Genomic DNA, 26,137 nt, shown 5'->3' with positions numbered 1-26,137 from the left:
ACCGGAACGGTGACCTGGGACACACGAGCATGGCGAGTCCGAAGCGTCCGGGATCCGCCCACCCGGCGGCTGTCGCTCAGCCGGATATCACGACCCGTTGAAGGCCGCTGGGCCGTCTCCTTGCGTGCCCACTCCCCAGATGCCGCCGGCCGCGGCGGCGAGGTCGTACACCTCGGTCCCGGCCGGGATCGTCACCGCCTCCCACTTGCCGCCGCTGTAGCGGTACGGGGGCTCCCCAGGTGGCGCGGACGCTTCCGCCACGACCCAGGGGGTCCCGGACGAGTCCACGGTCAGGTCGCCGAGGTCGGGGAACCCTGCCGGGGCGGCGATGTAGGTCCACGCGGTGCCGTTCCAGTGCGCCAGACGCTTGGCCGTGATGCCCCAGACGTCGTTCGCGGCGACCGGGACGACCTTGCGGAACCAATCGTTCTCGGTGACCGCGGGCAGCGGGACGCTCTTCCAGGCGGCGCCGTCGAAGTGCGCGACGGCGGGCACCTGCTGCAGGCCGTCCTTGTAGCCGACCGCCCATGCGTCGGACGCGGTGAGCGCCTGAAGGTCGGCGACGTAGTCGACCCCGGGCACGTTGACCGCGGTCCAGGTATCGCCGGTGCGCTTGAACAGCCCGCTCCCGGAATCCAGGTCCCAGGCGCTGGCGAAGGTGCCCGCCGCGCCGGTGACGAGCGTGGTGACGTACTTGGCCGGGACCGCCACCTTCTGGAACGCCGAGCCGTCGAAGCGCGCCATGTAGGTGCTCGAACTCCCGCTGGCGCTCGGTCCGCCGGCGATCCAGGTCTCGCCCGCACCCGAGGCGATCCGCGCGATCTCGCCCTGGCCCGCCCAGCCGTTGATCGGATACTCCTTCCATGAGGAGCCGACCCGACGCCGTACGACCGGGTTCCCGTCGTTGTACACGGGGCACAGGTCGCCCACGCGGAGGCAGTACTTGCCCTGTACGCCGCCGATCCAGACACCGCCCGCGCCGTCGGCGGTGACGTCGTAGAGCCGGGCCGTCGGCCACAGGAAGGGCAGGGAGACCGTGCCGAGTTCGTGGCCGGCCGCGAGGGCGGGGGCGGGAAGAGACGCGAGGGCGGCGACGGTGGAGATGACCGCGATGACACGTTTCATGTGAGCACTATCCAACGACCGCCAAAAAAACACCAGTGTCTACTGGGAAGATCCCGGCGCCGGCTGCTCCCGTCCGATTCCGCGGCGGCGAGGAGGCGCTCAGCGCAGTACGGCCGCCAGCAGGTCGGCGCCCAGCGACGTCAGGTCGGCCGGGTTGAGGGTGTAGCGGACGTAACGGCCGTCCCGCCGGGCGGTGAGCAGGCCCGCGCGGCGCAGGACGGCGAGGTGACGGGACACCTCCGGGGGCGTGAGTTCCCAGAAGTGGGCCAGCTCGCCGGTGGTGTGCGGGCCTCGGGCCAGGGTCCGCAGGAGCCGCAGCCGCACCGGATGCGCGAGCGCGTCCAGCCGGAGGGTGACCGTCTCCAGGGAGACCGGCTCCTCCGGATCCGGCTCGGCGACGGGGTACTGCACCACCGGATGCCATCCGGGCGCGTGGACCGCCACCAGGTGCGGGCGGCCGAAGACGCTGGGGATGAAGGTGACCCCGGCGCCGCGGGCGGCGGTCGCCTTGTCCTGCACCTTGTCCACGATGATGCAGTCGCCGTCCGGTGCCAGGGCGACCGCGCCGGAGACCGAGGCGAGCGCCGCCCCGGCACCCTGCCGCCTGAGCAGCTCGTTCTTCAGGCGCAGATCGGTGGCGAGCCGCTCCGCGACGTCCGCCCAGGCGACGTCGAAGAACGCCTCGGCGCACTCTTCGAGGGTGCGGCGCACCCGCGCCCGCACCGCGGGCGGGTCCGCGAGCAGCCGTTCCGCGAAGGCCTCCTGCAGCGCGCCGCGGGCCTGGGCCACGTCCAGGGCCCGCTCGCGCGCGGTCGTGTCGGTGAGCGGCGACGTCCCGGGGAAATGGACCCGGTTGCTGCCGCACGTGGTGACGAGCGCGGCGGTCACGTACGTCTCGTCGTCGATCCGGTCCACGTCGTCCAGTTCCTCGGTGAGGGTCGGGCGGGGCCGTCCGGGGATCAGGAAGTCGGCCTGTGAGGAACGCCAGAGGAACTCCGCCTCCCTGAGCCGCTCGGCCAGCTCCGGCCGCAGCCCGGACCAGACGTCCGCGGCCCAGCCGGCGAACCGCGGATGGTGACCGGGTTCGGCCAGCACGTGCAGCATCGCGGTCAGCTCGGCCAGTGGGGAGGCGGCGAACCGCACCCGCTCGGACGGCAGGCCGCTGATGTCGATCCTCAGCGTCATTCCCCCATCATCACCGGCCGGACGGCGCGGCCACGGCGTCGATTGACGATAAGCGTCAACCGGCGTGCTCCGCCCCGGCGGCCGGGCGCACCGTCTGACGCCATGGCGACCATCACCAGGATCCGACCCCGCGCCCTCGTCCGCGCCTCCGGAGGCCCCCGCTATGCCGTCGCGCTGGCCGTGGACGCGCTGGGCACCGGCCTGCTGCGGCCCTTTCTGCTGCTCTATGGCGTGACGGTGTTGAAGCTGTCCGCGACGGTCACCGGCGCCACCATGACGGCCGGCATCGTCGCGGGCCTGGTGTGCATGCCCGCGGTGGGCCGTTGGCTGGACCGCGGCGCACGCAGCACGGTCGTGGCGGCGGCGATGCTGGTGCGGGTGCTGGGCGTGGCGCTGCTGCTGGCCGCCCCGGCGGGGCACGTCTGGCTCTTCGCGGCGGCGGCGCTCTTCCTCGGCATCGGCAATCAGGCATGGCCTGCCGCCCACGCCGCTCTCGTGGCCACGGTCTCCCACGGCCGGGAACGCGACACCGCCCTCTCGGCGGCCCGCGCCCTGCGCAACGCCGCCCTGGGCGTGGGAGCACTGCTCGCCACCGCATGCCTGGCGGGCGGCACCACCGCGCTGCAGGCGCTCGCGGCCGTCACCGCGCTCGCGTACCTCGCCGCAGCCGCCTTGGCGTGGTCGGTCCACGTGCACGCACATCCGGCGGAGGCCGTCCAGGCCAAGGACCGGGACGACGAGCCCGCGCCCCGGATGCTCGCTCTCCTCGCCGCCAACGTGGTCTACGTCTTCTGCCTCAACGTCCCGGAGATCGCGATACCGCTGGTCCTGGTGACGGAGTTCCACGCGTCCCCGGTGTGGCCGGCAGCGGTCTTCGTCGCGAACACGGTGCTGGTGGTCACCCTGCAGGTGCCCGTCACCGTCCTGATGTCCCGCTTCTCCCGGCGGACCGTGCTGGCGCTGTCGGGCGTGGTACTGGCCGCGTCCTACCTCGGCTTCCTCGCGGCCGCCTCGCTGGGGCACGGCTGGGGCACCCCGGCCGTCGCCGCGGTGTCCGTGGTCTGCACGATCGGCGAGATCATCTATGCCGGCAGCGCCACCGCGCTCGTCACCGCGCTCGCACCGGCCCGTGTCCTGGGACGCGCCCTCGCCCGCTTCCAGCTCTCCACGGGCTTCGGTCTCGCCGTCTCACCGGCGGTCATCACCGCTCTGGCCGCCCTCGGCCCGGTCGCCCTCTGGGGCGGCCTCGCCGCCGCGACGCTCGTGTCCGCCTCCGCCGTCGCCGCCGAGAGGGACCGGGAACCACGGCCCGGCGGGCGCCGCCGGGTGCGAGCGGTCTCGTGAATTGAAGATCGATACCAGTCTTGTTGTGAGACTTCCTCGGATTTGATGATCGTGCTTCTATGACACCGAGCAAGCGTTCGGGGGATCAAGGTCAGGCGCCGAGCGAGGGAGCACCGGATGGGCCTGCGGTTTCTCGGGAGATGGTGGGCGCCCCTGGCGGCCATGGCCGTGCTGGTCCTCGGCATGGCGCAGGCGGCGCAGGCGCACATCGAACGCCCGTCGTACTGGCCCTCTCCCGGTCCCGACTGCTCCGTCAGCCCCTGCGCGGGCGGCAAGGTGCCGACGCCGCGGAGCCTCGCGTCGGCCGTCGAGACCGTCCCGCGGAGCACGACCCGCGTCGTGTGCCAGCCGGATTCGCTGAAACGGCTGGACGCCTCGATCAAGCGGGCGCTCAAGTCCGGCTACAACGTCCGCCCCCACGACCACCGGACGCTCGGCGCCACCGAGGCCCGGAACCTGCAGCGGATCAACCGGACGCTGTTCGACCGGTGCCGGTACAGCGAGATCCAGCCCGCGGTGACCGATTCGCGGAACAACGACCGGGTCGTGGTGCTGCCGGGCGTCTACACCGAGCCCACGGCGCGGAAGAAGCCGACCCACGACCCCGCCTGCGACCAGTACAAGCTGAGCACGGGCGCGTACTCCTACCTCGGCGAGTACACGTGCCAGAACGACGCCAACCTGATCGCCGTGCTCGGCCGGTCCCCCGGCACCGGCAAGGACCCGGACCCGCCGCTCGTCGACCGGCACGGCATCCCCAACCGGGGCGCGTGCGTGCGCTGCAACCTCCAGCTCGAAGGGGCGGGCGTCAGCGCCGACGACGTGGTCGTGGACGCCGGCGACCCGTCGTCCGGCAACGGCGGCCCGCGCGATTCGGCGAAGGACGTGGGCATCCGCGCCGACCGGGCCGACGGCTTCGTGCTGCGGAACCTGACCGTCCGGCACGCCAACGAGCACGACATCTACGTCCTCGAGAGCAACGGGTACCTGCTGGACAGCTTCAAGACCTTCTACGCGGGCGAGTACGGCGTGCTCACGTTCGTCGAGGACCACGGCGTGATCCAGAACTGCGAGGCGGCCGGCAACGGCGACTCCGGGCTGTATCCCGGGTCGGGCGCGAAGACCGGGGCGGGACGCGACGCGAGCGTCTACCCGGCCGCGCGCTACAGCCAGGAGATCCGCTACTGCGACTCGCACCACAACACCAGCGGCTATTCGGGCACCGACGGCAGCGCCACGTGGGTGCACCACAACAACTTCTACGGCAACGCCCTCGGCTTCACCACCGATGTGTTCACCGCCGCCGGGCATCCCGGTTTCCCGCAGCAGGGCGACCTCGTCGAGAAGAACGACTTCTACTCCAACAACTTCAACCCGTACCTGGCGGACAGCGACGTCGTGCCGACCGTGCCGGTCCCCGTGGGGAGCGGGATGTGGATCGCCGGCGGTGACGACAACGTCGTCCGGAACAACACCTTCCGCGACAACCGGCGGCGCGGGGCCATGCTGTTCGCCGTCCCGGACGCGTTCGTCTGCGCCGACAAGCCCATGACGGGCTGCGACCCGCTGAAGCTGTCCACCTCGCACCGCAACCAGTTCTACGGCAACAAGATGACCGGCAACGGCGTGGACTTCTGGTGGGACGCCTTCCCCGGCAATTCCGGCAACTGCTGGTACTCCAACGGCGCCGTCACCACCTCACCCGGCAACCTTCCGGACTGCCTGAACGGCAAGGCGCCCTTCCTCAGCATCGGGTTCGGCAACCTGGGCAACGAGCTCGAACTGCTGACCTGCATGTCCAACCTGAAGCCCGGCGGGCCGTGCCCCTGGTTCAAGACCCCCGGGGCCACCGCCCCGGCCGCGACCAGGACGGCGTCCGCCGGCGACCCCCACGACCCCGGGACGAGCGAACTCGACGACGCGATGCTCGCCGCGATGACCTGCCATTCCTGGCAGGAGATGACGACCGGGCAGCGCGACCACATGCTGGCCAGGATGGCGGTGTTCATGGGCGGCCAGATCGACCATCCGGGGGCGCGCGGCACCACGCTGAGCAACCAGAAGGCGACCGGAATGCTCAACAACGCCTGCGGGCTGTCCTTCGCGGGGCCGTTCAAGCTTTACAAACTCTACGCCCGAGCGGCGGCCTTCCCTCTGCAACTCCCGTAACGCCTCAAAGGAACTGTGGTCCGGTCACCCGCCTTCCGCAAATCCGGCGCGGTGACCGCGGCCCGGTCCGTATTTACCCGGTACTTCACGCTGAACATGGCCTGAGCCGGGCAGTTCCCTTGACCGGCCGTGTCAACGGTCAGCATGATCCAGTCCCTACGGAGGGACTCATGCGACACTTCACGCTGGTTGCCTTGGCCGTAAGCGGCCTGCTCACGTTCAGCGCCTGTAAGGCCGACCCCTCGCCTTCGGCAGCGGTCTCGCCGATATCGAGCCCGGCGAATTCCGCTTCCCCGGCGGCCTCCACATCGGCGACGCATAAGGTGTCGACCGAGAAGAAGAAGGTCACCGTGACCCGGAAGATCCCCTTCACCACCCGGAAGGTGCGCGATCCGTCCCTCGCCAAGGGGACCACCAAGGTGAAGCGGCACGGCGTCACCGGCGTCAAGACCCTCACCTATGAAGTGACCCTCCGCGACGGCGTGGAGATCGGCAGGAAACTGCTTCATGAAGAGACCACCAAGACCCCGGTCTCGAAGATCATCGCCATTGGCGCCAAGCCGGCGTCGACGTGCGACCCGAACTACAGCGGCGCGTGCGTGCCCATCGCGAGCGACGTCGACTGCGCCGGCGGCAGCGGCGACGGGCCCGCCTACGTCCAGGGCCCCGTCCGCGTGGTCGGCAGCGACATCTACGACCTGGACCGCGACGGCGACGGCATCGGCTGCGACACCTAGCCCGGCGCGGGCGGGCGGCGAATGCCGTCTCATGCGGGCAGGTGCGGTCGCAGGCGGGCCAGGGCCTGTTCGGCGCCGGCCTCGGCGGCGAGTGCGGCCATGAGGAGCAGCCGGGCCTTGGGGGCGCCCAGGGTACCGGCGAAGACGGCGCCCGCCTCGGCGAGGTCGGCGCCACCGCCGGCGCCGTAGACGGGGACCGCCGGTCCCTCCGCGCAGCGCGACGTGACCAGGACCGGAATGCCCTGGGCGAGGCAGGTCCGGATCTCGGCGAGGACGCCGGGAGTGGGGTTGCCCGTGCCGAGCGCCTGGAGGACGAGACCGCGGGCCCCCGCCGCCCGGCACGCCGCGATCTGCACGCCGTCGGCGCCCAGGTGGACGGGCACGATGTCCACCCGGGGCTCCAGCGCGCCCAGTTCGGCGAGCCGGAACCCGTCCGGACGGGCGGGCCGGCTGATCGCTTCGATCCCGTCGTCCCGGACGAGGGCGACGGGCCCGTGCCCCGGCGAGGCGAAGGCCTCCGGCGCGAGCGTGTGCGCCTTGGTCGCGTACCGGGCGGCATGGACCTGTCCGGCCATGGTGATGACGGCGCCCAGGCCCCGCGTCTCGGAGGCGGCGGCGACGCGGACGGAGTCGGCGATGTTGCGCGGGCCGTCGGCGTCCGGTGCGGACGCGTGCCGCTGGGCGCCGGTGAGCACCACGGTTCGCCCGGGAGGCAGGACGAGGTCGAGCAGGTAGGCCGTCTCCTCCATGGTGTCGGTGCCGTGCGTGACGACGACGCCGTCCACGCCGGAGGCGTCCGCCTCGGTGAGGATCCGACGGGCGAGGCGGAGGACGTCGGCGACGGTGAGGTTGAAGCTGTGCGCCAGCATCACCTCGCGGACGCGCACCGCCTCTGGGACGGCCAGGGCGGATCCCGGCACGGCCACCCGGACGTCTCCCCGCGCGGACGGGCGCGACGCGATGGTGCCTCCGGTGGTCAGGACGGTGACTCCCATCAGGACACCGCCTCGGCCGCCACCGCCGCGTCGGCCGCGGCCTGCCGCCGCGTCCGGACGGCCAGGGCGTAGTAGAGCCCGCCCGCGACGAGGCCGCCCGACAGCCAGGAGAAGTCGGTGTGGCCCAGCGTCCGCGCGAGCGGTCCCTGCAGCGGCGGCACCATGCCGAACTGCCACGCCCATCCGGCCAGCAGTCCCAGTGCCAGGCTGACCAGCGCCGGTCCGCCGCGGCCGCCGTCGCGGTACAGGGCGGCCACGTCGACGCGGCCGCGCCGCAGGACGAAGAAGTCCACCAGGCACACGGCTGCCCACGGACTGATCCAGACCAGGATGGACGACATCCAGTTGTCGAAGGCCTGGGCGAAGCTCTCGGCCTGGAGGAACACCGCGAGGACGAGGGAGGCGACCGTGCCCGCCGCCAGCGTCACCTTCCAGCGGGCGGCCCGGATGCCGATCGACAGCGCGGCCAGGGAGCAGGAGTACAGGTTGAGGATGTTGGTCGCGACCGGCCCGTGCATGATCAGCAGCAGGACGGGCACCGCCATCACCCCGAAGGTGCCGGTCACCAGGCTGGAGGGGTCGCTGCCGCCGCCGGCGCCGGCCAGGCAGGCGCCGAGCGCGGCCAGCCACACCGTCGGGACGTACATGCCGAGGGCGGTGGACCAGAACACCGACCGGTCGGAGGCGCCCGTGCGGACGAAGCGGCTGTAGTCGGCCGAGTACGGCAGCCAGGTGATCCCCCAGCCGATGCCGATGGCGGTGAGCAGCTGGGTGACGGCGGTGACCTTGCCGCCGGTGGTCGTGGCGGTCGCGGCCGTCCAGTGCGGGTCGGAGTGCGCCAGCGCGAGGACGGTCATGACCGCCATCACCACCACCGTGGCCGGGACGGTGTACTTCTCGAAGGTGCGGATGGCGTAGAACCCGTACAGCGCCAGGGTCAGCTGGACGGCCATAATGAGCCCGGCCACCAGGTACCTCAGCCCGGTGCCGCCGTGCACGCCGATCTGCCCGAGGATCTCGATGACCAGGTCGAGCACCACCCAGGTGTTGACGCCGACCCAGCCCGTGGTGAGCAGCCCCTGCACCAGGCCGGGGACGAGGGCGCCGCGCCGGCCGAACGGCCCGCGGCCGAGGACCATCTGGTTGACGCCGGTGCGGTGGCCCATCACGTTGAACAGTCCGAAGACCGCGCAGCCGACCACGTTGCCGAGGGCGATGACCGTCAGCGTCTCCACGAGGCTGAGGCCGAGGGTGACGCCGAGCGCGCCGAGCACCCAGTTGATGGGCGCGATGTTGGCGCCGCACCAGATCCAGAACTGCTGCCATGGCGTGGAGTCGCGCGAGGACGCGGGGATGGGGTCGATGCCGTGCTCGTCGAAGCGGACCGCCTCGGGCCGGACGCTCTGTGCCGGATCGTTGTCGAACATGGTTCCTCCGTCCGTGATGTGACACACAAAAGCACCGAGCCCCGACGAAGCGAAGTAGAGGAACCTCTATTGATGAGGGCTCCGACTGTATAGATTCACACCATGTTCACTCTGCGGTCCCTGCTGGCGGACGCGACCCTGGAACTGCGGGTCCTGGTCCCAGGACCTCCGGGCGCGCTGGACGAGCCGGCCGCCTGGGTCCACAACACCGAGCTGCCCGACCCCTCGCGCTACGTGCGCCGGCGCGAGCTGGTGCTGACCAACGGGCTGTGGAGCGACCGCGTCACCGCCGCCGAGTTCGTCGCCGGCGTCCGGCGCGCCGAGCCGGCGGGCCTGGTGTTCGGCCTGCGGCCGGAGTGCCCCGTGACGCCGGACGACCTGGTCCGCGCCTGCGAGGAGGCCGGCGTGCCGCTGCTGGAGATCTCCGCGGCGGTGCCGTTCACCGCGATCTCGCAGGCGGTGGCCGCCCACTACACCGAGGAGCGGCAGGGCGCGCTCGTCGGCCTGGTCCGCCGGGGCGAGGCGCTGGCGACGGCGATCTCCCAGGGCGCGGGCGCCTCCGGGGTGCTGCGGGTGCTGCGCAGCGACCACGAGCTGCCGCTCGCGGTCGTCGACCGGATGGGCCGCCTGCTCGCGTCGGCCGGAGCCGAGCTGGAGCCCGCGCAGCTCCAGACGGTGGCCACCGGTCTGGCGCGCCGCCCGCCGCCTCTGGAACTGGACCTCGGCGCCGCGGGCAGGGCCGCGCTGTACCTGGTCGGAGCGGTCGGCGAGGCCGACGCGGCACTGGTCTGCCTGCGCCCGGTCGCCGACCTCGCGCGCGTCGAGCAGGACGCCCTGGAGCAGGCGGCCCGCTTCCTCAGCCTGGAGGTCGCGAAGAAGCAGGCGATGCAGGCGATCGAGCAGCGGTTCGCCGGGGAGCTGCTGGAGATGGTGCTGTCGGGCGGCAGCCGCGCGGCCGAGGTCCCCGGCCGGCTGCGCGCGTTCGGGGTGGACGCCGACGGGCCGCTGGCGGTGTGGGCGCTGGCGTACGCCGGCGCCGACGCGACCCTGCCCGGGCTCGCGGAGGCCGCCGGCGAGTTCTTCGCCGCCGCGGGCGTCCCGGCCGTGGTGGCGGGCGGGTCGCAGGACGTGGTGGCCGTCCTGGCGTGGCGGCACGGCGAGCGGGAATCGGCGCCGCTGGCCGAACGGCTCGTCGCGACGGTGACCGGCCGCTTTCCCGGGCACCGGCCCGTGGTCGGCCTCGGCGGGGTCGTCCACCACTCGGACGGGCTGCGCGAGTCCCTCGTCCGGTCCCGGGAGGCGTGCCGGGCCCTGCGGCAGGGCCGTCCCGGACGCGCCGTCCAGACGTTCGCCGAGCTCGGCGCGCACCGGCTGCTGCTCGGCATGCAGGACGCCGAGACCCTGCGGACCCTGTCCGACGGCGTGCTCGCCCCGCTGCGCGAGCACGACGCCGGCCGGGGCGCCGACCTGGAGGCCACGCTGCGCGCCTTCCTGGACCACGACGGGCACTGGTCGGCCACCGCCGCGGCCCTGCACGTCCACGTCAACACGCTGCGCAACCGGCTCGCCAAGATCACCGAGCTGACGGGCCGGGACGTGACCCGCACCGCCGACCGCGTCGATCTCTTCCTCGCCCTGCAGGCCGCCGGCATGAAGTGACGGCCGCGCTTCTCGGGTCGCGCCGCTCAGTCCGGGTGGACCTCCGGGTCGACCTTGGGCCGCTCGTGCGGGCGCACCCGGACCGCCGGGTCGGCGAGGGCCGCCGCGGCGACGTCCCGGCAGCGCGCGAACGTCACGTCCGCGCACTCGCGGGCGTACTCGATGAGGTGCCGCAGCGCCAGCGCGCGGCCGGGACGTCCCGACAGGAACGGATGCGAGCACAGATTGAACAGGCACCGGTAGGCGCGCATGCCGTCCAGCTCCGCGCGCCACAGCTCCAGCGCCTTGCGCGGTGACTCGATCACCGATCCGATGTTCGGTTCGGGCAGGTAGGCGTACTGCTCCCAGTCGTCCAGCGACCAGTGCACCGGCAGCTCGACGATCTCCCCGGCCGCCGTCCCGACCCGGTACGGCCGGTCGTCCCCCATCAGGGACGAGTCGTAGCGCAGCCCGTACTCCGCGACCAGGTCCGTCGTCAGCCAGGACGCCTCCCACAGCGCCGCGCGGAATCCGGTGATCTCGATGCCCTGCGCCGCGAACACCTCCAGGGCCCGGACGAAGTCCGCGCGCTCCTCGTCCGGGCCCATCGACGTGGGCGGGCGGTGCGCGTAGGAGTGGTGCGCCACCTCGTGGCCGCGCTCGACGATCGAGGCGGCCAGGCCGGGACGTCGCTCGGCCACCCAGCCCGGCACGAAGAACGTCGCCGGCACCTCCATCTCGTCCAGCAGGTCCAGGATGCGGGGCAGCCCCACGTCCGGGCCGTAGGACTGGTGCGACATCGTGCTCGCGTGCCGGGCGTAGCGTCCGCCGTGGGCGAGGATCGGCGTCTCGGCGTCCACGTCGAAGGTCAGCGTCGCCACCGCCGCAGCGCCGCCATGCCAGCTTCCGGCCCCGTCTCCGCCCATGACCTCGTCCATGTCCGTATCCGTCTCTCGTCCGCGCCCGGCTTCCGGCCGCTCCGTCAGACCTTCGCCTCGAGCACCCGGCGCCGGCGCCGGACGTTGTCCAGCGTGACCATCGGCTCCAGAAGCGTACGGTCGAAGCGCTCCAGCCTCCCGCCCTCCGCCAGGCGGCGCGGCAGGTCCGGGTTGACCAGGGCGCCCCGGGCCACGGACACGAAGTCGGCGTGCCCGTCCCCGAGGACCTGCGCCGACAGCTCCGCGTCGTGCATCCCGCCGTTGGCGACCACCGGGAGCCCGGTCACCCGGCGGGCCTGGCCCGTGATGGTGAGCCCGCCCTCCAGCTCCGCCGTTTCGATCCAGTTGCGGCCCTCGCTGGCGATGTGCAGGTACGTCGCGCCGGCCTCGGCCAGCGCGGCGAAGATCACCTCCCCGTCGTGGACGCCGCCCGGCCAGCGGTACCGGAAGTCGTTCACCTTCGTCTGCGACAGCCGCACGCCGACGCACCAGTCCGGGCCCACCTCGGCGCGGATCGCCTCCACGACCTCCGCCGTGAGCCGCACGCGGTTGGCGACGGGCCCGCCGTAGGAGTCCTCGCGCAGGTTGGTGTAGTCGGTGAGGAACTGGTCCAGCAGGTACCCGTTGGCGGCATGGATCTCCACGCCGTCGAACCCGGCCTCGCGGGCGTTCACCGCCGCCGCGGCGAATCCGGCCACGGCCACCTCGATGTCGGCGGAGCCCATCTCCCTGGGCACCGGCCACGGGCCCGTCCCGCCGTACTCGGGCATCATCACACCGAGCGGCCTCACCGCCGACGGGCCGATCGTGTCATCGCGGTGCGCGTTGCCCTGCGACAGCGCGCCCGCGTGCATCAACTGCGCCACGATGAGGCTCCCGGCCTCGTGGACCCCCTCGGTGACGTCACGCCACGCCGCCACGTGCCGCGCCGACACCAGCCCCGGCTGGTTGAGATAGCTCTGGCTGTAGACGGAGTCGGTGTAGATCCCCTCGGTGAGGACGAGGCCGAACCCGCCTCGCGCGAACTCGGTGTAGTAGGCGGCCATCTCGGGCGTCGGCGTGCCCTCCGGCCCGGCCGACACCCTGGTCATCGGCGACACCGCCAGCCGGTTGGCCGTCCGCAGGTCTCCGATGCGCCCCGGCTCCAGCGCGGGATGGCTTCCCTGAACGCTCATTGCTCTTCCTCTCATCTCTCGGTGTCACGGCCGCTTCCCGGCGATGCGCCGGGGCGTCACCACACGTCGATCGCCAGCGGCGTCGGCCGGCCGTTGTTGATGCCGACCATGTCCTGCGGGCACGCCGACACCACGACCACGCAGTCCATGGCCGCCTCGAAGGTGATCGCGTCCCCGGCCCGGCTCTCGGCCGGCAGCCACCGCAGCCGGCCCGACTCCTGCACGGGTATCCGCATGAACACGTTGACCGGCTGCGGCGTGACGGCGACGTCGAGGCCCAGCTCCGCCAACGCCAGTTCCAGGTTCCGCGCGCACGAGCGGTGGCCGGGCACGCCCAGCGCCGCGTAGCGCGCCGGGTCGCAGGCGGCGATCAGCATGTCGTGCGAGCCCGGCGAGGTGTCGTCGGCCAGGACGAGGATCGGCCTCCGCCGATCGGTGACGAACGGCTCCCCGATCTCCGGGAAGAGCCGGCTCGTCCCGCTGCGGGTGTGCGCGGCGCTCAACCGCTCGCGCGGATCGTCGGCGGCGAAGGCGAACAGGTCACCGACCTGCCCGCCCTCCAGGTCCACCACCCGCACCCGCTGCCCGGCGGCCACGCGGACCGCCCGGCCTTCCCCGGCGGGCACGACCGTCCGCTCTGTCGTCAGCTCCATGCCGCAAGCACACCACCGGCCGAACCCTCACTGCCATGGATCTTTCTCTACCGTTCGGCGCACCCAATGGATGTTCCTCTAGTCCGCGCCCATCCCCCGCGACTCGGCGACGGCCACCGCCGCGCGCACCAGCGCGGCCACGGCACGGCTGCGGGACCGCTCCGGCCAGGCGATCACCAGCGAGGCGGGAGGACAGTCCTCGACGGGCACGTACGCCACCGCCCGCCGGGGATACCGCACGGCGACCGATCTCGGGAGCAGGGTCACCGCCGCCCCGAGGCCGACGAGCGCGAGCAACTGCGCGAGGTCCCGCACGCCGTGCTCGCCGATGTCGCGCTCCGCCCGTTCGTCGACGTCCTCGGGACCGATCCCGAGGTCGGCGAGCCGTACGCGGGAGGCCCCGGCGAGGGCGTGGTCCGCGGGCAGCGCGGCCACGCGGGGCTCGGTCGCGACCACGTCCGCGTCGATGCCGTCCGGATCGTAGGGGGCGAACATCAGCGCGGCGTCGGCCTCGCCCGCGCGCAACAGCCGCGTATGCTCCCGCCATCCGCACAGCCGGACGGCGACGGGTCCGGCGTCGGGCTCGGCGGCCGCCGCGGCGAGGACGTCCTCCAGCAGACCGCCGTCGGCGTCCGCCTTGACGGCGAGCAGCACGCTGCGATCCGGCGCGGAGGCCCGTACGGCACGGCGGACCGCCGCGTCGAGAGCCTCCAAAGCGGGCCGCGCATGAGCCAGGAGCACGGCGCCGGGCTCGGTCAACTCGACCACACGCGTGGAGCGCTCGAACAGCCGCACGCCGAGCTCGGCCTCGAGGTTGCGGATCGCTCGTGACAGCGCAGGTCCGGCGATGCCGAGCCGTGCCGCGGCGCGCGTGAAGTTGCCTTCCTCCGCGACCGCGACGAAGTAGCGCAGGGCCCGGGACTCCGCCGGCATGCCTCTCACACTATTGCCCGATCGGCACCGTTATTGCTGCCTTTTCGTTCATGGTCGGTGCCGGATCGATCCTTCCCGGGGGCCGCGCCGCTCCCGCAGGCTGAGGCGACGGCAGGCCCACTGCGGAACGGAGAAACGGCATGCGAGCCATCGGCATCGAGCATTTCGGTGATACGCCGGCCCTCAAGGAGGCGCCGGTCCCCGAGCCCGGCGGCGGCGAGGTGCAGGTCGCCGTCGAGGCGGCGTCGACCAACCCGCTGGACCTCGCAATCGCCTCCGGGGCGCTGGCGTCGCTCGGTGAGTACCGGTTCCCGCTGACGCTCGGCATGGACGGCGCGGGCATCGTGACCGCGATCGGCGACGGCGTCACGGAGTTCGGCGTGGGAGACCGCGTTTTCGGACAGTTCTGGGGCCTCCCGCTGCGGTCGGGCACGTTCGCGGAGGTCGCGGTGGTGCAGGCGGTGCCCGCGTTCGGCGCGCTGGCGCGTGTCCCCGGCGGGCTGCCGAGCGGTGCGGCCGCCGCGCTGCCGACCGCCGGCATGACCGCGCTCGGCGCGATCGACGCCATGCGGGTGCCCGAGGGCGGCACCCTGGCGATCCTCGGCGCGACGGGAGGCGTCGGCACCTTCGCGGTCCAGGCCGCCGCCGCCCGTGGAATCCGCGTCATCGCCACGGCCTCCGCGCAGGTCGCAGAGGAGGTGCGGGATCTGGGCGCCACCGAGATCGTCGAACGCGGCGCCGAGCCCCTCGACCGGGCACTGCGGAGGCTCGCGCCGGACGGCGTCGACGCGATCCTCGACACCGTCGGCGACCGCTCTCTCACCAGCAGCGTGGCCGGTGCCGTACGGGACGGCGGAGCGCTGCTGTCGATCGCCTTCGGCCTGGACGAGAAACTCCTCGCCGACGAACGCATCCGTGCTGCCGACTACCGGCTCGATCGCAAGCCCGAGCGGCTCGCCGAGCTGGCGAGGCTCGCCACCGCGGGCACCATCCGGCCTGTCATCGGCGCGACGCTCTCCTTGGAAGAGGCACCGCGCGCCCTCGCCGGAGGCATCGAGTTCACGGGCATGCGCGGCAAGACCGTCCTCCAGGTGCGCTGACCTCAGAAGATGCCGGTGGCCGGCCGGGTCTTGGAAGCCGGTCTCAGGGCCGGCCGATCGATCGCCGCCCGACTCGGACGGCGGGATCGAGAGCGCCAGGCGCTCAGGGGGCGGCGCCGGTGAGCAGCCAGCGCAGACGGGTCGTCAGTTCCTCGATGACGGTGTCGGCCTGCCGGTCCCGTGCCGTGCGGACCCAGTCGTCGAGCCAGACCTGCAACGCCGAGACGATCATCCCCGCGGCCACGCGCGGGCGGATGTCGGGCAGCTCGCCTGCGGCGATGGACGCCTCGACGCCGCTCGCGAGCGTGTCCAGGCCGGCGCTCCAGACCGTCCGCTGAACCCCGCGGCCGCCGTCCGCGCCGCTCGCCCACCCGGACCCGGCCCGGAGGTTGAGGTCGAGGTAGTCGTCGTGCTCGGTCAGGAACCGGGCGACGGTCGCGACCCCGGTGAGGAGGCGTTCGAGGGGTGACGTCGCGGTCCGCGTCGCCCTGTCGACCTCGGCGAGGAGCGCCCGCATCCGCTCGTCGTGCAGGGTGTTCCAGATATCGAGCTTCCCCGAGAAGGTCTTGTACACCGTCGCGAGGGACACGCCGGCCGCCGCCGCGATCGACTCCATCCGCGCGTCGTTGAACCCGGACTTGCTGAACTCCCGCTCGGCCGCGGCGAGGATCTGCCGCTGGTACATCCGCCGGCGCGCGTCCCGGATGTCGGGCACCGCGGCCGGGCTGTCATCGAGGTGCATGGTCCTCCACCGCGCCCGTACGGCTTCGCCGCGCACCGCGCGGTCCGCCGTCCGAGCGCGTGCACGGATCGTTTCCAGAGGGGTTGTCCTCATCGTAGCGTCTCGCTACGCTGGCCGCAGAATCATCATTCTGTTTTTCGAAGTAATCATTACTGGCAAGTCCGGAGGTGCCCCGTGGCGAAGCCGACGCTGTCGATGAAGCCCACCGGCTGGTTCCAGGTCGCGTGGTCGGCCGAGATCGGGAAGGGCGACGTCACCCGGATGACGTACTTCGGCCGCGACCTGGTCGCCTGGCGCGGAGAGTCGGGGCAGGTGACCGTCATGGACGCCTACTGCGGGCATCTGGGAGCGCACCTGGGCTACGGGGGAACGGTCGTCGGCGACCGCCTCCAGTGCCCGTTCCACGGCTGGGAGTGGACGGCGGAGGGCCGCAACGCGTGCATCCCGTACGAGACCCGGCCGAACCTCGGCGCCCGGATCCAGACCCTGCCGACGGTCGAGCGCAACGAGGCCGTCTACGTCTGGCACGACGTCCACGGACGCCCGCCCCACTTCGACGTCCCCGACGTCTTCACGGGATGGGACGACGGCGTCACCGCGGACGACTACCACCCGGCGTTCCCCGACTCGACGCTGTTCCGGGAGCGGCTGGAGCTCCATCCGCAGTACGTCCTGGAGAACGGCGTCGACTTCGCGCACTTCAAGTACGTGCACAAGGTCCCGATCATGCCGGTGTTCACCCGCCAGGAGTTCGACGAGCCGGTCTCCTACGTCGACTTCACCATCACCTTCGACGACTCGGTGACCAGCATCGACGACGCCGGCAGCGGTGTGCACGCCATCAACGCCGGGCTCGGGGTGGCGGTCACCAAGAGCTGGGGGATGGTCGACAACCGGACCGCGTCGGCGGTCACGCCGGTCGACGACCGCACCTGCGACGTGCGCTTCTCCGTCTGGATCGCCCGCCGGCCCGGCAAGGACGAGGCGGCCGAGCGCGCCTCGGCGCGGCGCAACGCCCAAGGCGTCATCGACCAGTTCCTCGCCGACATCGAGATCTGGTCGCACCAGCGCTACGCCGACCCCGCCAGGCTCGTCCGCGACGAGCACGCCGGCTTCACCGCGCTCCGCGCCTGGGCCGAGCAGTTCTACCCCGTCGAACAGACCCGGCCCTCACCCACGTCGCGCTCGTCGACCGGCGCGGGCGCCCGCCCGCCGCGCCCATGACGGCGACCGGACTCCGCCCCCGGCACCGATCCCACGAAAGGCAGAGGCCATGACCTCAGATCGCACATCGCCCATCCGCGTCTTCCAGGTGGCCACCGGCAACGTGGGCACCGAGATGATCCGGCGGATCGGCAGGCATTCCGACCTGGAACTCATCGGCGTGCACTGCTACACCCCGGAGAAGATCGGGCGGGACGTCGGCGAGCTCGCGGGCGGCGACCCGATCGGGGTCGTGGCGACCGGATCGGTGGAGGAGATCATCGCCGCCGCGCCGGACGTCGTCACCTTCCACGGGGTGTTCCCGGACGAGGCCCTCTACGAGCGCGTGCTGGAAGCCGGCATCGACATCGTCACCACAGCGGACTGGATCACCGGGCACCACCGCGACCGGAACCATCCGCACCCGTCGGGCCGGCCGGTCAGCGAGGTCCTCGCTGACGCCTGCCGGCGCGGCGGCGCCACCTTCTACGGCACCGGCATGAACCCCGGCCTCTGCCAGATCCTGGGGGTCGTGCACTCCGCCGACGTCGCCGAGATCGAGAACGTCACCGTCATCGAATCGGTCGACGTCTCCTGCCACCACTCCGCCGCCACCTGGGTCGAGGTCGGCTACGGGCGTCCCGTCGACGACCCCGCGCTGCCCGCGATGCTGGAGAAGTACACGCGGGTGTTCGCGGACTCGATCTACATGATGGCCGACTGCTTCGACCTCCGGCTCGACGACGTCACCTTCTCCTACGAGATGGGCGCCTGCACGAAGGACGTCGACCTCGGCTGGTACCGGCTGCCCAAGGGCTCGCTGGGCGCCAGCTACATCACGTACCAGGGCGTCGTCGACGGCGTCCCGCGGATCGAGACCCACCTCGAATGGCAGATGACCCCGGACACCGACCCCCACTGGGACGTCAAGGGCTGCTACATCACCAAGATCCAGGGCGATCCCGTGATCTACAGCAAGCACATGATCCTGCCCAAGCCCGGCACCGACTTCTCCTCCCCCGAAGCCTTCGCCTCGATCGGCATGACCGTCACCGGGCTCCCCGCCCTCAACGCCATCAGAGCCGTCGTCGACGCACCTCCCGGCATCCTGACCAGCGCCGACATGCCGCTGCGCGGCTTCGCCGGCCGCTTCGCCGGCACGGCGAGCGGCTGATCGCCGCAAGGCGCGCCACGTCCGGCCTCCCCGCGAGCTCCGCTGCCCTCCGAGTGGCGAGCAGGTACGCCTCATCGAACTCGGCTCAATCTGTGTACTCCGGCGCGGGCACCTGAGTACGAGCGCTCATGTGCCCGCTCGGACCGGGAGGCCATTCTCGAGGCATGGAGATGACTCGGAAGCCCGGGCGAGAGGCGTGGAGCGAGGCCCGATCCGGTGCCGCGGCGTGGGCCCGCCGCCTGCTGTGGACGCAGGTCGCGGCGCTCGGAGTGCTGTGGCTGCTCCCGAACGCGACGGTGGCCGCCGTGGTGGTGAGGGACGGGATCCCCCATGACGGGAGCGCGCCCTGGCTGCTGATCCCGATGATCTACACGGCACCGCTGCTGCTGCTCACCGTGCCCGGCGCCGTGCTGGCCGCGCGATGCCGTCCCGAGCGCCGCGGCGTCCACACCACGATCATGGCCTGGGAGGCCGTGTTCCTGGCGGCCTGCGCCCTGAGCCTGGTGCTCCCCCCGCTGAAGATGGCGCTCATGATGCTCGTCGCGATGCCTCCGGTGCTGGTCGTCGAGGCGCTCGCCGGCGCCGCCGTCCTGGTGATCCTGCTCCGGGCCCGGCAGGGCAGGTGACCCGATCGTCCGCGGGATCCCGCGGCCTCTCGCCTGGGTTAGGGTCCCTGCCATGGAAGCCGAGAGGTGATCTACCGGCCGCCGCTGCATGACCGCCGACGGGACGAGGAGAGATAGTCGAGACCCCTTGGTCACCGCGCCGCTGACCTCGGTTGGGGCGCGTTGCGGCCGAGGCGGTTACCGCTTTCGGACGGTGTAGGTCAGGTGCGTCACCTTCGCGGAGGGCTCCGAACGGACCTGCTCCAGGGCCACGCGGGCGGCGTCCACACCCTCGAACAGGCGGATTCCGGCGCCGAAAAGCACGGGCGACAGCGCGATCGTGAACTCGTCGACCAGGCCGGCGTTCACGTACTCCAGGATCGTCGCGCCGCCGCCCGCGATGCGGACGTCGCGGTCGCCGGCGGCCTCGCGGGCCCGGTCGAGCGCCGTCTCGATGCCGTCGTCGACGAAGTGGAAGGTGGTCCCGCCCGGCCGCTCCCAGGGGTCGCGCTTCTCGTGCGTCACGACGAAGACCGGCGTGTGGAACGGCGCCTCCTCCGGCCACATCCGCTCGCCGGCGTCGAACATGCGCCTGCCCATCACGCTCGCGCCGGTGCGCTCGAACGTCTCCCGCACGATGTCGTTGTCGCGCCCTTCCTCGCCGCCCCCGCCGAGCTTCAGGTTCTCCCGGAAGAACCGCTGCGGGAAGATCCACTGCTGCAGCTCCATCCACTGCCGCCCCATCAGCTCCTCGCTGGACTCGGGCGCGATGAACCCGTCCAGCGACATCGAGACGCTGAAGAACACCTTTCCGGCCATCAGTCCCCCGCTCCCTTCGAAACGATCTCGGTGATGTAGGCGGCCAGGTTGCCCAGGGTCTGCCGACCGCCCTCGACGGCGTGGTACTTCTCGACCGCCTCGTCGCGCAGCTCCTTGGTGGGGAACACCGTGCGCATCTCGATCCGGGTCGCCGCGCCGTCGGGCGCGAACGTCACGACCGACTCGAAGGCGTTCGGATCGCCGCGGGACTCACCGTGCAGCAGCGCGATCCGCTCCGGCGGAGCGATCTCGGTCCAGGAGATCCACTCCTGGAAGTCCGTCCCGTCCGGCCCGTGCATGACGAAGTCCCACTCCCCGCCCACGCGGAACTCGAACGCCCGCGTGGTGGTCGTGAACCCGTCCGGTCCCCACCACCGCGACAAGTGCCGCACCTCGGTGAACGCCTCGAACACCAGCTCGCGCGGGGCGTCGATGACCCTGGAGATCACGACCTCGCGGTCGGCCGTCGCGGATCGCGCCGGCGCTCCTCGTCCCGTCATTCGCTACTCCCCCTCCTGCCTTGCCTGCTTGAGGTCCTGCACGTAGGCGTCCAGGCGGTCGAAGCTCTCGTTCCAGAACCGCTCGAACCCGCCGGTCCACTCGTGGACCGGCCGCAGCCCGCGGGCGTCGAGGCCGTACAGGCGCTGCTTGCCCGCCTTGCGGTCCCGCACCAGCCCGACCTCCCGGAGCACCCGCAGGTGCTTGGACGCCCCCGGCTGGGTCATGCCCAGTTCGCGGGCCAACTCGGTCACCGGCCGCTCGCCCGCCCGCAGCAGCACCAGGATCTCCCGGCGCTGCGGCTCGGCGATCGCGTTGAAGACGTCCGACGTCGTCGCTGCTCGTGCCATGGCCGCCATCATATGCCCATATCGGCATGCGTCAACCGAGACGGGCGGGATCCTGTGCCTGGCTTCGCGTTCGGGGCTTCTGGAGGGGGGCGGCGGTCAGGACGGCTGGACCTCGTCGAAGAGAGCGATGGCTTGGGCGGGGTCCGGGCTCACGAGGCGTTCGAGACCGGCCACCGTCATCGTCGCCCACCTGCCGGCCCGTGCCCACATCCGTTCCTCGAAGGCACGGACGGCCTCGTCCAGATCTCCGGGACAGGTGGCGATGGCCTCGGCGAGTTCGGCGCCTTCCAGCATCGCGAGGTTCGCGCCCACCCCCAGAGGAGGCATCAGGTGGGCGGCGTCCCCCAGGAGCGTCACCCCGGGGACGTGGCCCCAGGTGTGGTGCGCGGGCAGGACGTAGAGGGGGCGATGGACGAAGGCAGCGCCGTGATGGAGAAGCTCCAGGACGGGAGCGGCCCAGCCGTCGAACAGAGCCAGCAGGCTCGACCGCAGGGCCTCGACATCGGCCGGATCCAGATCCGCGTGCCAGTCCACCGGCGCGCGGAACTGGGCGTACACCTTCACGTGGCCGCCGCTGTTGCGCTGGGCGACGAGGGCGCGGTTCGCGCCGTACACGGCCACGGAGCCGTCGCCGACCAGGCGGGCGAGGCCGGGGTGGCGGGCGTCGACGTCGTCCAGGGAGGTCTCGACCGCGGTGACGCCGGTGTAGTGCGGTGTCGCGGGCGAGAGCGCCGGGCGGACCCGGGACCAGGCTCCGTCCGCGCCGACGACGAGATCGAACGCCTCCTGCCGCCCGTCCGCGAAGTGGAGCAGCACGCCGTCCCCGGGCACCGGCACCACCTCCGTCACGCCCCGTCCCCACTGGACGTCCAGGGGACCGAGCAGCAGGTCACGGAGCTGCCCGCGGTCGATCTCGGGATTGGCCCGGTCGTCCGGGCGGGGCCGCCAGTCCCGCAGGACGGTCCCGTCGGTGTCCAGGATGCGCATGGCCTGCCCCTCGGGACGCGACAGGGTCCGGAACTCCGCCAGCAGTCCGGCCTTGTCCAGCGCGAGCTGACCCAGTCCTTCACGCAGGTCCAGCGTGCCGCCCGGGGGACGTGCGTCGGGGGCGGGATCGCGTTCCAGGACGGTGACGGGGTGCTCGTGGCGGTGCAGCACGCGGGCGAAGGTCAGCCCCGCGGGCCCGGCCCCGACCACGGCGATACGGCGTCTCATGTCGATACAATGTATTGATCTCGTACGCTGTATCGCAACTGTACGGTGTAGGCATGACTGTGTGGGACCGTCCGGAACCGCCGACCCGCCCCGTCCCGCTCGACCGGGAGCGGATGGTCGCCGCCGCCATCGCGCTCGCCGACGAGGGCGGGCTGGAGGCGGTGTCGCTGCGCAAGGTCGCCGCCCGGCTGGACACCGGCCCAATGCGGCTGTACGGGTACATCTCGTCCAAGGAGGAGCTGTTCGACCTCATGCTGGACGAGGTCTACGGCGAGATCCTCCCCGAGGAGCGGCCCGGTGACTGGCGGGAGGCGCTGCGCGACCGCGCCCACCGCACCAGGCAAGCCGCCCTCCGCCACCCATGGCTGGCCGACCTGCTCGGCGGCCGTCCGACGCTGGGCCCCAACGCCCTCGCCGTGGCCGAGGCCACGCTGGCCGCCCTCGACGGCGTCGCCGACCTCGACACCGTCACGCGCGCCGTCGAGACCGTCAGCGCCTACCTCACCGGCGCGATCAGGCGCGAGATCGCGAACCTGCGCGCCGAGCGCGCCACGGGTTTGTCCAAGCGCGACTGGCAGCGCGCCGCCGGTCCGCATCTGAGCAGGATGCTGGACACGGGCCGGTTCCCGGCGCTGGCCAGGTTCGTGCACGACGGCACGGAGGTGGACGCCGAGACGTCCTTCGCGACCGGGCTGGACTGGGTCCTCGACGCCGTCGCCGCCAAACTCGCCCCTCCACCGGCGTGACCCCCGGCTTCCACCGAAGGCGGGCGAGGCCGGCGCCGGATCCGGATGTCACCGGACGGCCGCGACGACCACCTCGACGACGCGGCCGTCCGGGTCGTGCAGGACGTGGTGGGCTAGCCGCGGCCTTCGGCGCGGAGTTCGCTCGCCAAGGCCGCGATCCGCTCTTCCGGGTGGGTCGATCCGGGGAAATAGGCGCAGACCCGTTCGGCCACGTCGCCGAACCGCCTCCTGATCTCGGCCGCGCACTCGGCCGGCGTCCCGGCGACCGCGAGGGTCCGCATCATCGTGTCGTCGATCAGGCCGATCATCGTCATGACGTCGCCGGTCTTCGACAGCGCGTTCAACTCGGGCTGCAGGTCCCCCCACCCCTCGACGTCCAGGACCGGCCGGTAGGCCGGGGTCGAACCGTAGAACGCCAGCAGCGCCTTCACCCCGAGGCTCGCGGCCTCGATCTCCTCGGGAGTGTCCCCCATCGCGACGATGGCCTGCGGGTACAGGTCGAGGCGGTCGCGCCCCGCCCGCTCCAGCCCCTCGGCCACGGCCGGGAGGGTCCGCTCGCGGAAGTGCCGGTGGCTGTGGAACGGCATCACCAGCAGCCCGTCGGCGACCTCGGCCGCGGTCCGGGTCATCACCGGACCCAGCGCCCCGAGCAGGACGGGCGGGACGCCGTAGGGGTTCGGTCCGGGGACGAACGTGGCGGGCATCAGGGTGTGCCTGGTGAACTCGCCGCGGAAATCGAGGCGCGTGCCGTCCTGCCAGGAGGTCAGGATCGCCTTCACCGCGAGCACCGTCTCGCGCATCCGGGCGGCCGGCCTGCTCCAGGTCGAGCCGTACCGCTTCTCGATGTGCGGCCTGATCTGCGAGCCCAGTCCGAGCCGGAACCGGCCCTTGCTGAGCAGCTGCAGGTCGTAGGCCATGTTGGCCAGGTTCATCGGGCTGCGGGGGAGGGCGATCGCGACGTTGGTCATCAGGTCGGTCGGCGGCACGTCCGACGACCCGGCGGCGACGATCAGCGGCAGGAACACATCGTGCGGCCCCTCGAAGGTGAACAGGCCGTCCACCCCGGCGGCGATCAGTGCGCGGGCGCGCTCCGCTGCCTCGTCCGGCCGCCCGTCCAACTGCACGTCGAGTTTCACTGACCGATCTCCGTTCCGCGCGGCGCCGAGGGGTTCACCGGCCCGATCGTCCACCACGCTGGTTCCGGGCCGACAGGACGTCTACATCAGGAACCGCGCAGAATTCCAGAATCAGGTGGCGGCGAGTTGTCGGATCCGGGCCGTGTCGTTCGTAGCCAGGGTGAGAGGCTGCCCGCGAGGGCGCTGTCACGACCACAGGAGATGCCGACGATGACGCACCCGCAGACCAAGGTCCACCGTATCTTCGAGCTCATCGAGCCGATCGCCACCGTCACCTTCTCCGAGGTGCCGAACGAGGCGTTCCTGGCCCTCGGCATGCGCGACTACTGGGACGGATACTTCGCCGGCCGGGCCGCGCCGCTGGGCCTGGCGCCGGCCGAGGTGGTGCACGCGGTCTTCTACAACTTCGCCGACGGCGAGGTGGCGCGGCACATCCCGTGGGTCTGGGGGAAGACCACCCCGCAGGAGGCGATCGCCGTGCGCGAGCGCGGCAGCGCCGCCGCGCTGCGGCAGATGATCGGGGAGCTCGCCGACTCCCCCGGCCTGGCGCGGGCCGCCGACCTCGCCACCCGGGCAGCGGTCAGCGCGCCGACCGAGGGCCGGGTGCTGTACGCCGGGCTCCGGGCGCTCGACGTGCCCCAGGCGCCGGTGCCCAGGCTCTGGCACGCGACGACGCTGCTGCGGGAGCACCGCGGGGACGGCCACAACGCCGCCCTCGTCGCGCACGGCATCGGCGGCACCGAGGCCCACGTCCTCCTCGCTCTCTCCCTCGGGATGAAGGCGGAGGAGTTCGGCCGGCTCCACCACCTGCCCAAGGCGCGGCTGGCCGCCGTCGTCGACGGGCTGCGCGGGCGCGGCCTCGTGGACTCCGACGGCGGGTTCACCGAGGCCGGCCGGCAGACCAAAGAGCGGATCGAGGCTCTCACCGACGAGCTGGCGACGCCGCCGTACGACGTGCTCAGCGCCGACGAACTCGACGAGCTGATCGCGGAGCTCGAGCCGATCGCCGCCGCGGTCCAGGCCGCCGACGGCTGAGCGGCGAGCGCTGTCGACGTTGAGCCGACTCACTCCGTAGGGCCCTGACCGGCACCGCACGGGCACCCCGTCCAGCAGCGGGAGTCTCGTAGCGGCTCCATGGCACGGGTGGAACGGGTTGGAACGCCGTCATGGAACCGGGCTGGAACGCCTTCTGGGTGACAGGTCCGGCGGGAAAGGCGCCCCCGGATCGGGAGATCCATGGAGGAGCCCATGGCGGAGTCGGCTCGCAAGCCGAGCAGCGAGGCCCCGGTGCCGTGCGGCGCGGGCACGAGCGCACGGGTGCTCCTGGCCCCGCAGGACGGCACCGACGACGTCCTGCGCGCGTTCTACCGGACGGTCCGCGCCGGCCAGGAGCGGCTGGCCGGCGGCGGGGGGCCGTTCGGCTTCGATGTCACCGTCGCCCTGCTGGTCGACGACCTGATCGACGCCTACCGGTGCGACGCGGTCGTCGAGACCGGCTGCCACCTCGGGGACACCGCCTCATACCTGGGGCGCCGCTACCCCGGCCTGCCGGTCATGACGTGCGACATCGACCCCGGGTACGCGCGGTTCACCGCGCACCGGGTGCGCGACCTGCCGAACGTCACGGTCACCTGCCAGGACTCCCCCGCCCTGGTCGCGGACGCGGCGGACGCGTTCGACCGGCCCCTCTACTTCCTGGACGCGCACTGGGGCGCGTGGCCGCTGCCGCGGGAGCTGGCGGCGATCCGCGCCGGTGTCGTCCTCATCGACGACTTCGACATCGGGCACCCGCGGTTCGGCCACGACGCCTATGACGGCGTCTCCTGCGGGCCGGACGTGCTCGCGGCGATGACGCCCCCTCCCGCCCGGTACTGGACGCCCGTGCCCGGAGCCGAACGCCGGCTGCCGTGCCTGCAGGTCGGCCGCCGCGCCGGCGTCGGGCTCGTCGTGGCCGGTCTCGACGGCCGCCCGCTGGACGAGCACCCCGCGCTGACCGGCCACGCCCTCACCACCGAGGAGATCCGATGAACGGCACCGCGCCCGCGATCACCTGCACCGATCCGCTCGCCGACCTCGGCGGCCTGCCCTTCGTGGACGACGGGTTCCGCTCGCGGCGGCTGCTGGCGGCGGCCGCGGCGGCCCGGCACGTCCTGGCCGAGCGGCAGGGCCGGACCCGGGGACTGTCGGAGCGGACGCTGGAGGGCTGGCTCGCCCCGGCGCGGGCGCTGAC

General features: G+C 72.4%; 27 protein-coding genes. 12 read left to right on the top strand and 15 right to left on the bottom strand.

Annotated elements, in window-relative coordinates; translation table 11 throughout:
- Window positions 1-87: 87 nt before the first annotated feature.
- Window positions 88-1,125: a hypothetical protein gene (locus ABZ914_RS19625; protein WP_500194586.1), complete on the bottom strand. Its 1,038-nt coding sequence runs from the start codon at window positions 1,123-1,125 to the stop codon at window positions 88-90.
- Between the two features lie 99 nt (window positions 1,126-1,224).
- Window positions 1,225-2,310, bottom strand: a complete 1,086-nt coding sequence (locus ABZ914_RS19620; protein ID WP_500194584.1) for a DUF5937 family protein — start codon at window positions 2,308-2,310, stop codon at window positions 1,225-1,227.
- Between the two features lie 102 nt (window positions 2,311-2,412).
- On the opposite strand from ABZ914_RS19620, the gene ABZ914_RS19615 reads away from it, so the two are divergent.
- The gene (locus tag ABZ914_RS19615) at window positions 2,413-3,654 is read left to right on the top strand and encodes an MFS transporter (protein WP_500194582.1); all 1,242 of its coding nucleotides are present in this window, start codon (window positions 2,413-2,415) and stop codon (window positions 3,652-3,654) included.
- 117 nt (window positions 3,655-3,771) lie between these two features.
- Entirely contained in the window at window positions 3,772-5,823 is a 2,052-nt protein-coding gene (locus tag ABZ914_RS19610) for a right-handed parallel beta-helix repeat-containing protein (RefSeq protein WP_500194581.1), read from the top strand.
- A 139-nt stretch (window positions 5,824-5,962) separates the two neighbouring features.
- Here ABZ914_RS19610 and ABZ914_RS19605 read toward each other — a convergent pair whose 3' ends face one another.
- Window positions 5,963-6,196 carry a hypothetical protein gene (locus ABZ914_RS19605; RefSeq protein WP_500194579.1) on the bottom strand — a complete coding sequence of 78 codons (234 nt, stop codon included), beginning with the start codon at window positions 6,194-6,196 and terminating at the stop codon, window positions 5,963-5,965.
- On the opposite strand from ABZ914_RS19605, the gene ABZ914_RS19600 reads away from it, so the two are divergent.
- Window positions 6,174-6,560, top strand: coding sequence for a G5 domain-containing protein (locus ABZ914_RS19600; protein WP_500194577.1), 387 nt, complete (start codon window positions 6,174-6,176; stop codon window positions 6,558-6,560). The genes ABZ914_RS19605 and ABZ914_RS19600 overlap by 23 nt on opposite strands.
- 29 nt (window positions 6,561-6,589) lie before the next feature.
- Here the strand turns inward: ABZ914_RS19600 and ABZ914_RS19595 are convergent, their stop codons facing one another.
- Entirely contained in the window at window positions 6,590-7,555 is a 966-nt protein-coding gene (locus ABZ914_RS19595) for an asparaginase (RefSeq protein WP_500194575.1), read from the bottom strand.
- Window positions 7,555-8,982: a purine-cytosine permease family protein gene (locus ABZ914_RS19590; protein WP_500194573.1), complete on the bottom strand. Its 1,428-nt coding sequence runs from the start codon at window positions 8,980-8,982 to the stop codon at window positions 7,555-7,557. The genes ABZ914_RS19595 and ABZ914_RS19590 overlap by 1 nt, the downstream gene beginning before the upstream one ends.
- A 102-nt stretch (window positions 8,983-9,084) precedes the next feature.
- Here ABZ914_RS19590 and ABZ914_RS19585 point away from each other — a divergent pair, with 102 nt between their 5' ends.
- Window positions 9,085-10,641, top strand: coding sequence for a PucR family transcriptional regulator (locus ABZ914_RS19585; protein ID WP_500194572.1), 1,557 nt, complete (start codon window positions 9,085-9,087; stop codon window positions 10,639-10,641).
- Window positions 10,642-10,667: 26 nt separating this feature from the next.
- Here ABZ914_RS19585 and ABZ914_RS19580 read toward each other — a convergent pair whose 3' ends face one another.
- The 4 genes from ABZ914_RS19580 to ABZ914_RS19565 form a co-directional block, all read right to left on the bottom strand.
- A complete protein-coding gene (locus ABZ914_RS19580; protein WP_500194570.1) occupies window positions 10,668-11,558 on the bottom strand; it encodes a polysaccharide deacetylase family protein in 891 nt (296 codons plus the stop codon).
- A 44-nt stretch (window positions 11,559-11,602) separates the two neighbouring features.
- Window positions 11,603-12,733: an oxidoreductase gene (locus ABZ914_RS19575; RefSeq protein ID WP_500194568.1), complete on the bottom strand. Its 1,131-nt coding sequence runs from the start codon at window positions 12,731-12,733 to the stop codon at window positions 11,603-11,605.
- 56 nt (window positions 12,734-12,789) lie between these two features.
- The gene (locus tag ABZ914_RS19570) at window positions 12,790-13,386 is read right to left on the bottom strand and encodes a DUF1989 domain-containing protein (RefSeq protein ID WP_190853036.1); all 597 of its coding nucleotides are present in this window, start codon (window positions 13,384-13,386) and stop codon (window positions 12,790-12,792) included.
- 78 nt (window positions 13,387-13,464) lie between these two features.
- On the bottom strand, window positions 13,465-14,319 hold the full coding sequence (locus ABZ914_RS19565; protein ID WP_500194567.1) for a LysR family transcriptional regulator: 855 nt from the start codon (window positions 14,317-14,319) through the stop codon (window positions 13,465-13,467).
- Window positions 14,320-14,459: 140 nt separating this feature from the next.
- Here ABZ914_RS19565 and ABZ914_RS19560 point away from each other — a divergent pair, with 140 nt between their 5' ends.
- A complete protein-coding gene (locus ABZ914_RS19560; protein ID WP_500194565.1) occupies window positions 14,460-15,419 on the top strand; it encodes an NADP-dependent oxidoreductase in 960 nt (319 codons plus the stop codon).
- 103 nt (window positions 15,420-15,522) lie between these two features.
- On the opposite strand, the gene ABZ914_RS19555 is transcribed toward ABZ914_RS19560, so the two are convergent.
- Complete coding sequence (locus ABZ914_RS19555) at window positions 15,523-16,161, bottom strand: TetR/AcrR family transcriptional regulator (protein ID WP_500194564.1); 639 nt, start codon at window positions 16,159-16,161, stop codon at window positions 15,523-15,525.
- Window positions 16,162-16,335: 174 nt separating this feature from the next.
- Between ABZ914_RS19555 and ABZ914_RS19550 the strand changes: the two genes are divergently transcribed.
- From ABZ914_RS19550 to ABZ914_RS19540, 3 genes are all read left to right on the top strand, one after another.
- Entirely contained in the window at window positions 16,336-17,385 is a 1,050-nt protein-coding gene (locus tag ABZ914_RS19550; RefSeq protein ID WP_500194562.1) for an aromatic ring-hydroxylating dioxygenase subunit alpha, read from the top strand.
- Between the two features lie 49 nt (window positions 17,386-17,434).
- Entirely contained in the window at window positions 17,435-18,538 is a 1,104-nt protein-coding gene (locus ABZ914_RS19545) for an NAD(P)H-dependent amine dehydrogenase family protein (protein ID WP_500194560.1), read from the top strand.
- A gap of 164 nt (window positions 18,539-18,702) precedes the next feature.
- On the top strand, window positions 18,703-19,164 hold the full coding sequence (locus tag ABZ914_RS19540; RefSeq protein WP_500194558.1) for a hypothetical protein: 462 nt from the start codon (window positions 18,703-18,705) through the stop codon (window positions 19,162-19,164).
- Between the two features lie 177 nt (window positions 19,165-19,341).
- On the opposite strand, the gene ABZ914_RS19535 is transcribed toward ABZ914_RS19540, so the two are convergent.
- From ABZ914_RS19535 to ABZ914_RS19520, 4 genes are all read right to left on the bottom strand, one after another.
- On the bottom strand, window positions 19,342-19,962 hold the full coding sequence (locus ABZ914_RS19535; protein ID WP_500194556.1) for a dihydrofolate reductase family protein: 621 nt from the start codon (window positions 19,960-19,962) through the stop codon (window positions 19,342-19,344).
- On the bottom strand, window positions 19,962-20,462 hold the full coding sequence (locus tag ABZ914_RS19530) for an SRPBCC family protein (RefSeq protein WP_500194554.1): 501 nt from the start codon (window positions 20,460-20,462) through the stop codon (window positions 19,962-19,964). The genes ABZ914_RS19535 and ABZ914_RS19530 overlap by 1 nt, the downstream gene beginning before the upstream one ends.
- 3 nt (window positions 20,463-20,465) lie before the next feature.
- The gene (locus ABZ914_RS19525) at window positions 20,466-20,810 is read right to left on the bottom strand and encodes an ArsR/SmtB family transcription factor (protein ID WP_190853057.1); all 345 of its coding nucleotides are present in this window, start codon (window positions 20,808-20,810) and stop codon (window positions 20,466-20,468) included.
- A 96-nt stretch (window positions 20,811-20,906) separates the two neighbouring features.
- Window positions 20,907-22,025, bottom strand: a complete 1,119-nt coding sequence (locus ABZ914_RS19520; RefSeq protein ID WP_500194552.1) for an FAD-dependent oxidoreductase — start codon at window positions 22,023-22,025, stop codon at window positions 20,907-20,909.
- Between the two features lie 53 nt (window positions 22,026-22,078).
- Here ABZ914_RS19520 and ABZ914_RS19515 point away from each other — a divergent pair, with 53 nt between their 5' ends.
- Window positions 22,079-22,771, top strand: coding sequence for a TetR/AcrR family transcriptional regulator (locus ABZ914_RS19515; protein ID WP_500194550.1), 693 nt, complete (start codon window positions 22,079-22,081; stop codon window positions 22,769-22,771).
- Window positions 22,772-22,884: 113 nt separating this feature from the next.
- Here the strand turns inward: ABZ914_RS19515 and ABZ914_RS19510 are convergent, their stop codons facing one another.
- Complete coding sequence (locus tag ABZ914_RS19510; protein ID WP_500194548.1) at window positions 22,885-23,907, bottom strand: TIGR03617 family F420-dependent LLM class oxidoreductase; 1,023 nt, start codon at window positions 23,905-23,907, stop codon at window positions 22,885-22,887.
- Window positions 23,908-24,117: 210 nt separating this feature from the next.
- Here ABZ914_RS19510 and ABZ914_RS19505 point away from each other — a divergent pair, with 210 nt between their 5' ends.
- The 3 genes from ABZ914_RS19505 to ABZ914_RS19495 form a co-directional block, all read left to right on the top strand.
- Window positions 24,118-24,942 carry an SCO6745 family protein gene (locus ABZ914_RS19505; protein WP_500194547.1) on the top strand — a complete coding sequence of 275 codons (825 nt, stop codon included), beginning with the start codon at window positions 24,118-24,120 and terminating at the stop codon, window positions 24,940-24,942.
- Between the two features lie 213 nt (window positions 24,943-25,155).
- Entirely contained in the window at window positions 25,156-25,935 is a 780-nt protein-coding gene (locus ABZ914_RS19500; RefSeq protein WP_500194546.1) for a class I SAM-dependent methyltransferase, read from the top strand.
- A partial coding sequence (locus tag ABZ914_RS19495) for a hypothetical protein (RefSeq protein ID WP_500194544.1) occupies window positions 25,932-26,137 on the top strand: 206 nt, incomplete at its 3' end. The genes ABZ914_RS19500 and ABZ914_RS19495, both read left to right, overlap by 4 nt.

This window comes from Spirillospora sp. NPDC046719 (assembly GCF_040645715.1).
GTDB lineage: Bacteria > Actinomycetota > Actinomycetes > Streptosporangiales > Streptosporangiaceae > Spirillospora.
The sequence above is the reverse complement of the archived record's forward strand: the minus strand, read 5'-3'. Positions and strand labels throughout refer to the sequence as shown.